The 8,005-nt window shown below is 41.9% G+C and carries 7 protein-coding genes; 6 read left to right on the top strand and 1 reads right to left on the bottom strand.

The window, feature by feature from the left end; genetic code table 11:
* Positions 1-796 (bottom strand): class I tRNA ligase family protein (locus Q0277_RS00460; protein ID WP_297994384.1); only part of this gene is annotated, 796 nt, incomplete at its 3' end.
* Positions 797-1,029: 233 nt separating this feature from the next.
* On the opposite strand from Q0277_RS00460, the gene Q0277_RS00455 reads away from it, so the two are divergent.
* The 6 genes from Q0277_RS00455 to Q0277_RS00430 all read left to right on the top strand — a co-directional run bounded on the left by Q0277_RS00455 (position 1,030) and on the right by Q0277_RS00430 (position 7,742).
* Positions 1,030-1,806, top strand: coding sequence for a MetQ/NlpA family ABC transporter substrate-binding protein (locus Q0277_RS00455; protein ID WP_005870677.1), 777 nt, complete (start codon positions 1,030-1,032; stop codon positions 1,804-1,806).
* Between the two features lie 114 nt (positions 1,807-1,920).
* A complete protein-coding gene (locus Q0277_RS00450) occupies positions 1,921-2,745 on the top strand; it encodes a peptidyl-prolyl cis-trans isomerase (RefSeq protein ID WP_297994381.1) in 825 nt (274 codons plus the stop codon).
* 235 nt (positions 2,746-2,980) lie between these two features.
* Positions 2,981-3,580 (top strand): DedA family protein, encoded by a 600-nt coding sequence (locus Q0277_RS00445; RefSeq protein ID WP_297994378.1) that lies wholly within the window; start codon positions 2,981-2,983, stop codon positions 3,578-3,580.
* Between the two features lie 315 nt (positions 3,581-3,895).
* The gene (locus Q0277_RS00440) at positions 3,896-5,302 is read left to right on the top strand and encodes an aspartate ammonia-lyase (RefSeq protein WP_005870686.1); all 1,407 of its coding nucleotides are present in this window, start codon (positions 3,896-3,898) and stop codon (positions 5,300-5,302) included.
* Between the two features lie 286 nt (positions 5,303-5,588).
* The gene (locus Q0277_RS00435) at positions 5,589-6,932 is read left to right on the top strand and encodes an anaerobic C4-dicarboxylate transporter (protein WP_005870691.1); all 1,344 of its coding nucleotides are present in this window, start codon (positions 5,589-5,591) and stop codon (positions 6,930-6,932) included.
* A gap of 282 nt (positions 6,933-7,214) precedes the next feature.
* A complete protein-coding gene (locus tag Q0277_RS00430; protein WP_297994376.1) occupies positions 7,215-7,742 on the top strand; it encodes an NAD(P)H-dependent oxidoreductase in 528 nt (175 codons plus the stop codon).
* The last annotated feature ends 263 nt before the right edge of the window (positions 7,743-8,005 follow it).

Here is an 8,005-nt window from a genome sequence, read left to right as displayed (position 1 = left end):
TTGAATTTTGCTCGCTTGATGAACTATTTGTTCTATCTGCACTCGCAAAATTCTGCACAACCTGCAAATCTTCATCGCGATACTTTGCCTCGTCATTTTGAGTTAAATTTGAAACAGAATTCTCACTTAAATTTGACGCTCGGCATCCGTTTAAATTTGATAAATTTTGTCCGTCCGCAAAGTAATAGCGCAGATGATAGAGCTTGCCTTTGTTTTCCTTGTGCTCGACCTCCACGTCGCTTAGCGCGCCGTCGTGCGTGCACCAGTTCACCATATAGTTTCCGCGCACGATGAGCCCCGCGTCGTATAAGCTTACGAAGGCTTTGCGCACGGCGTTTTTAAGCCCCTCGTCCATCGTGAAGCGCTGTCTGCTCCACGCGGGCGTGACGCCCAGGCGCTTCATCTGCTTTACGATCTGCCCGCCGCTTTGCTCCTTCCAGCGCCAAACGTGCTTTAAAAACTCCTCGCGCCCTATCTCTTCTTTTTTGATCCCTTGCGCCAAAAGCTCGCGCTCGACGACGTTTTGCGTCGCGATGCCTGCGTGGTCTAACCCCGGCTGCCACAGCGTTTTGTAACCGTCCATTCGCTTGTATCGCGTCATTATGTCTTGTAGCGTATAAGTGAGCGAATGCCCGATATGAAGCACTCCGGTAACATTCGGCGGCGGTAGCATAATGCAAAAGTTTTTGCCTTTTTGCTGGATATCTTTATTTCCGTCGATCTCGAAATAGCCGCGCTGCTCCCAAATTTTATAAAAGCTCTCCTCTACGGCTTTCGCGTCGTAAAAATCTGCCATTTTCAGCCCTTTTTTAAAATTTTAAATTTTGCGATTTTAGCGGAATTTATGTAAAGCGCTCATTAAAGCGTGCCAATTCTGCATTATACAATAAAATGTAGTATTTAAATATATGTAAAAATATCGAATTTTAGAATATTTTAGATAAAATTTTGAAAAATCATATAAAAACACTTGACATTAAAAATTCTACCTGCTATAATACCGCGAAATTTTAACCAAAAGGATTAAATATGAAGAAATTTCTTCTCGCTTCGCTTCTTAGCGCCAGCGTCGTCAGCTTCGCTCTTGCCGAAAAAATCGTAGTAGCCGCTACTCCGATACCGCATGCCGAAATTTTAGAGCAGATCAAGCCCGATCTAAAAGCCCAAGGCTACGATCTTGAAGTAAAAGTTTTCAACGACTACGTAACCCCGAACCTCGCTACCGACAGCGGCGACGTGGATGCGGGATTTTTTCAGCACGTGCCGTATATGGAGGAATTTAACGCTAATAAAGGCACGAAGTTAAAAGCGACCGTGGGCGTGCATTTAGAGCCGATGGGCATCTACAGCCATAAGATTAAAAATTTAAAAGATCTTAAAAACGGCGCTAAAGTTGCCGTGCCAAACGATCCGACTAACGAAAGCCGAGCTCTTGATCTGCTCGTAGCCGCGGGGCTCATCGAAGTTGATCAAAACGCCAAGCTTCGCACGCCGTTAGATGTCACGAAAAATCCTAAAAATTTAGAAATTTTAGAGCTTGAAGGCGCCGCGCTTCCACGCACCCTGGGCGATGTAGATATTGCAGTCATCAACTCAAATTTTGCCTTTAACGCAAATTTAAACCCAATCAAGGATTCGCTATTTTTAGAAAAGGCTGAGGGCAATCCTTACACAAATGTCATCAGCGTTAAAGAAGGCAACGAAAACAGCCCTAAAATCAAGGCGCTAGATAAAGCGATTCAAAGCGAGAAAGTGAAAAAGTTTATCGAGACGCAATATAAAGGCGCAATCATTCCATCGTTTTAACTCCTCTCTTTTTAAAATTCGGCGCAGGATTCGCGCCGAATTTGCTAGCATTCGCTATTTTGTTTACTATCTTTTTTTATAATTGCACGAAATTTACCGAATAAAGGAAAAATAATGAAAAGAATTTTATCTTTCAGCTTTGTTGCCGCTATGGCTATATCTTCGCTTAATGCAGGCGTTTTGGCTACTGCAAAAGACGCAAATATCACTATTACGGATGAGGATGTTGCACCGTTTTTGGCTCAAGGTATGCAGCACGGCGGGCAGGAACCGACCGCCGATGAGAAGAAAAAACTAATCGATGATCTAATCAAATACAAACTTCTAATCGCAGAGGCGAAAAAATCAGGTATTGAAAACAGCGACGAATATAAGCATCAGCTAGAGCTTGCTAAAGATGGCATCGCATTTAATCTATGGCAACGCGAACAGGCTAAAGACGTAAGCATCAGCGACGAGGAAGCTAAAAAAATTTATGATGAAAATAAACAGAATTTCATGCAACCAGATTCCGTTACTGTAAGCCATATCTTAGTAGCAGACGAAAAGGCTGCTAAAAACGCGATTGCGAAATTATCAAAAGTCAAAAAAGAGAATTTAAAAGAGGAATTTAATAAGCTAGCTAAAGAAATTTCAATCGATCCAAGTGCTAAAGAAAACGGTGGCGATTTGGGCTCTTTCGGTAAAGGTATGATGGTGCCGGAGTTTGAAAAAGCGGCTTTTGCGCTAAAAGATGGTGAGATGAGCAAAACGCCGGTAAAGACACAATTCGGATATCATGTAATCTACAAAGAAAGCAGCAAAAAGGCTGAGACTATGCCGTTTGAAAAGGTAAAAGATCTCATCAAAAATCAGCTACTTCCAAGCAAAGTAAACAAAAAAATTGATGACAAGGCTAATGAGTTATTCGGCAAACTAAACATCGAATACGCAAAATAGTTTTAATTTTAAGGCGCGAGGCTATTAAATTTATATGCAAGTTCGCTGCGGCAGTAACTTGCAGGGATAAATTTTAGCCCGCGCCTTTGTTTTATATGCGCTAAATTTTGTGAAATTTTAAGATCACTCTTGTATCGCCGGATTGTTAAATTCTAAACTTATTCGCTCTGTCGATGTTAAATTTTGCGGAATTTTAAGTACAGCCGGTTTTTTTACATTAAATCAAGGAATTCAAATGCTTTCTAATATCGTAAATTTTATCGTAGAATTTGTCGCGGGCTGGGGATACCTTGGCGTTTTTGTGATGATGTTTTTAGAAAGCAGCTTCTTTCCTTTCCCAAGTGAAGTCGTGATGATCCCTGCAGGCTATCTGGCCTCAAAATCGCAGATGAGCTTTATTGCGGCATTTGTTTGTGGGCTTGGCGGCAGCATCACCGGCGCGCTGTTTAATTACTATCTATGCTACTTTTTTGGACGTAAAATTATCGCTAAATACGGAAAATACGTAGGCATCACCGAGGAGAAATTTGCAAAATTCGAAGCGTTTTTTAACCGCCATGGCGAAATTTCAACGTTTAACTGCCGCCTAATCCCTGGCATCCGTCAATACATCAGCCTTCCTGCGGGGCTTGCAAAGATGAATGTCGCGCGCTTCGTGCTATTTACCGGACTTGGAGCTGCGATTTGGACATTAATACTTATGAGCTTGGGATATTTCATCGGCGAAAATGAGGAGCTAATCAAGCAAGATCTGCATCTAATTACGATCGCTCTGTTCGCTGTCGTCATTATAATCTCGCTCCTATATATTTATTTTATAAAACGCAAAAGATAGCTCCGCGCTAGTAAATATAAATACAATGAAAAATTCCATTTTATCGCCTTTAACTTCAAATTTTTCAAATTATAATTTAAGCTAAACAAGAATTTTTATAATTTTACTTTCATAATCTGCGTGCAATACGATATTTCTATTAAAGTGTAATTATGCCTTAGTAGCGAATTCTAAAATATTTTTTAAGTAAAATTCTATTTAAAGCCTTAAACAATCATACTAATTTCTAAATTTTAATTTTTCGTTACGTTTTAAGCTGCTTTTAATACTAAAAGCTTTAAAATTCCATTAACAATTTCAACGAAAGGACTTATTATGGCAAAGACCAGAAAAGAACACGATTTCATCGGTGAATTAGAAATTTCCGACGATTTTTACTACGGTGTGCAGACATTTAGGGCACTAGAGAACTTCCATCTAAGCGGACGAGCGCTCAAAGACTATCCATTTTTTATCAAGGCATTTGCACAAATCAAAAAAGCAGCTGCACTAGCCAATAAAGAGGTCGGAGTCCTAGACGCACAAAAAGCCGATGCGATTGCAAAAGCTTGCGACAGGCTCATCGCAGGAGAGTTCAGAGATCAATTCGTAGTTGATATGATCCAAGGTGGCGCCGGAACTTCAACGAATATGAATACCAACGAGGTCATTACCAATATAGCTTTGGAGAGCATGGGACATAAAAAGGGTGAATACCAATACCTCCATCCAAACGACCACACAAATTTGGGTCAAAGCACCAACGATACCTATCCTAGCTCGATCAAAGTCGCCGCTTACGCCAAGCTAACCGATCTATTAAAAGCTATGGAAAATTTGAAAAAAGAGCTTGAAGTTAAAGCCAAAGAATACAAAGATGTCATCAAAATGGGAAGGACGGAGCTTGAGGATGCCGTCCCTACTACTCTTGGAAATACTTTCAACGCTTTTGCTACCTACATCAAAACCGATATCGCGCTTATCAAAGCTGCTAGAGAGTCGATGACTTACTTAAATATGGGCGCTACGGCGATTGGTACGGGCATCAACTGCCACCCTGATTACAAAAACGTAGTCGAGAAAAAACTGGGCGAGATCACCGGCGTTAAATTTAAAGCCGCAGAGGACTTCATCGCCGCCACACAAGACACTGCGGACTTCGTCCACGTTAGCGGCGCGTTAAAAACAGCAGCCGTCCGCCTAAGCAAAATCGCAAACGACCTACGTCTTATGAACTCCGGTCCTAGATGCGGACTAGGCGAAATCGAGCTTCCTAAGATGCAGCCAGGCAGCTCCATCATGCCGGGCAAAGTAAACCCAGTCATCGCTGAGGTTGTAGGCGAGGCTTGCTATGAGGTAATCGGCAACGACGTAACTATCATGCTTTGCTCCGAGCGCGGAGAATTTGAGCTAAATGCATTTGAGCCTGGCATCGCATATGCGTTATTTAACTCGATCGTGCTTTTGGAAAATGCGATGAATACACTAGCTGAAAAAGCTATCAAACATCTAAAAGCAAACCCTGAAGCTTGCCTAAAATCGGTGCTAAATTCCGTTGGTATCGTTACTGCATTCAATCCATATATCGGTTACGAAAAATCCGCAAGTATCGCCAAAGAGGCGCTTCAGACCGGAAAATCCGTCGGCGAAATCTGCTTAGAGCGCGGATATTTGAAAAAAGAGGAGATCGATAAGATCCTAGAGCCTAAATCTATGCTCAACCCACATATGAGCAAAAAATAGTTCCAAACTAGGTGCGGCGCGGAATTTCGTCGGTTAATTTAATAGGCGAAATTCCGCAAAATAGAATTCTAAATAGATAAGATTGATCGTGCAGAATTCCGTAGATGCAGAATTTCATCAAGTTAGATTTAGCTTCCGTGGAGTAAAATTCCACTTGCGAAATTTTAGGATAAAATTCCGTATAGAATTCCGACCACTGAATTATAAAGATAATTCGGATTTTATCTGCTGAAATCTTTAGAATTCTGCGCGCCGTTAAAAAAATTACTTTATAAGGAGTTTTGCAATGGACTTTATGGTGATATTGCAATTTATCGTGTTGCTCGGCGGCATCTACCTAGGCGTTAAGCTAGGCGGCATGGGCGTCGGTTATGCAGGCGGCTTGGGCGTTGTCGTCCTAGCTATTTTGGGCATGAAGGTCGATATGAAGGATATCCCGATTGACGTTATCCTAATTATCGCATCGGTAATCTCCGCGATTACGGCGCTGCAAGTCGCAGGCGGACTTGATTATTTGGTTCAGGTAGCATCTAAAATTTTAAGGAAAAATCCTAAACAGATCAACTTCCTAGCGCCTATCGTTACCTATCTACTTACGATACTAGCGGGCACCGGACACACTGCGTTTTCTATGATCCCGGTTATCGTCGAGGTTGCTAAGACGCAAAATATCAAACCTAGCGCGCCTCTTGCGCTCTCGGTCGTTTCGTCTCAGGTAGCGATCACTGCGAGCCCTATTTCGGCGGCGTTCGTCGCTATGAGCGGTCTGTGCGAGAAGCTAGGCGTTAGCTATCCTAAGCTTTTGTTTATCTGCATCTCTACTACCTTCGTAGCTATGATCATCACGGCTTTCATTGTAAATAAATTCTACGATCTTGATCTTTCAAAAGACCCTGTTTACAAAGAGAGGCTTTCAAAAGGTCTTGTAGCCGAGATCAAAGCTGAGGAGTATAAAGAGCCGAAGCCTTACGCGAAAAGATCGGTTGCTATATTTGCTATCGGCGTTTTAATCGTCGTTTGCTATGCGCTTGCGATCTCAAAGAGCGTCGGCTTGGTAGAAAAACCGATCCTTTCAAGAGATAGTGCGATTATCAGCTTTATGCTAACTATCGGCTTTCTTATCGCTGTTTTGTGCAAGATCGATACGGGCAAACTGCTCTCTACCAGCACTTTCCAAAGCGGTATGAATGCGTGCATCTGCGTCATCGGTATAGCATGGCTCGGTACCACTTTTGTAAACGGTCACATCGACAGCATCAAAGAGGTAGCTAAAAACGTCGTTACGCAGTATCCTTTCGTACTAGCCGTCGCGCTATATTTCCTAAGCTGCTTACTATACTCGCAGGCTGCAACCACAAAGGTTATGATGCCTGCCGTTGCCGCCGCGCTTGGAATGACTAGCCCTGAAAATTCCGGTCAAATTTGGATCTTAGTCGCATCGTTCGCAGCCGTTTCAGGCTTGTTCGTGCTCCCTACCTATCCTACGACGCTCGGCGCGATCGCCATGGACGATACCGGAACGACTAGAGTCGGTAAATTTGTATTTAACCACTCATTCTTCCTTCCGGGAACCATTATGGTTGCGCTTTCGGTCGCTCTAGGATTTTTAGTAGCTCCTGCGCTAATCTAAGATTAGTATTCCTTTCATTTGCGCCGAATTTTTCGGCGCATTTTTAACCACATTTAAAATCTTTAATATAATTTAGTAGGTAAAATTCTATCGATTTTGGGGCCTGCCGTATTTGCTTATAAATTTAACTTCTAATCGCATGCAAAAACTACAAGCCTGCTAGTAAAGTTTGAGTGGAAGTAAAATTTCACTTGAAATTTCATATCCATATTATGATAGATGATAAATCAAAATTTCAGCCAAAAAACATATAATGTAAGAAATTCAAAACAAGGAGAAAATATGAAAAACCTAATCATCATCGCTCATCCCGATATGGCAAGCTCACACGCAAACAAGGCGTGGCGCGAGGTAGCCAAAAAGCAAGCGGATAAATTTGATATTCACGAAATTTACGCTGCTTATCCGAACGGCGAAATAAACGTAGCGCGCGAGCAGGAGTTACTTTTAAGCCACGATAAAATTATCATTCAGTTTCCACTTTATTGGTACAGCTATCCGTCGCTTTTAAAGCAATGGTTCGACGATGTATTTGCCTACGGCTGGGCTTACGGTAGCACCGGCGACAAGCTAAAAGGCAAAGAATTCTCCCTAGCGATCACTATAGGCGACGAGCAAAACAACTATAAAAAAGACGGCACGATCGGATTTGGCATAGAAGAAGTTATCACGCCTTTTAAATGCGCGATGAATTTTACGGGTGCTAAACTGCTGCCGTGCCACTTTGGCTATGGATTTTCATTTCATCCAGATAGCGAATATATCGCAAAAAGTGCAGAAAAATACGAAGAATTTTTAGCAAAATTTTAAAATTTACAAAGGCAAAATCGCCTTTTAGTCGCAAAATTTTATTTTAAAAAGTGACTGATGAAAAATAGTCTCGTTTCATCCTAACTGCTTGATACGATTCCTGCATCGCTATTTTTGCGTTGCACACGCAGCCTGCTGAATAATCCCCCACCCTTTTGATCGTAAAATTTTATCCTCCTAAAGGGACAAAAATTTGATTTAGAATTTATATGAAATCGCCATACTAAGCGCTTTTTCGTAGCGACTATCCGTAATCGGCGAGC

Origin of the sequence: uncultured Campylobacter sp., from assembly GCF_938030815.1 — a bacterium.
Lineage (GTDB): Bacteria > Campylobacterota > Campylobacteria > Campylobacterales > Campylobacteraceae > Campylobacter_B.
Note: the sequence above shows the minus strand (reverse complement) of the source record. Positions and strands in the feature narration are given on the sequence as shown.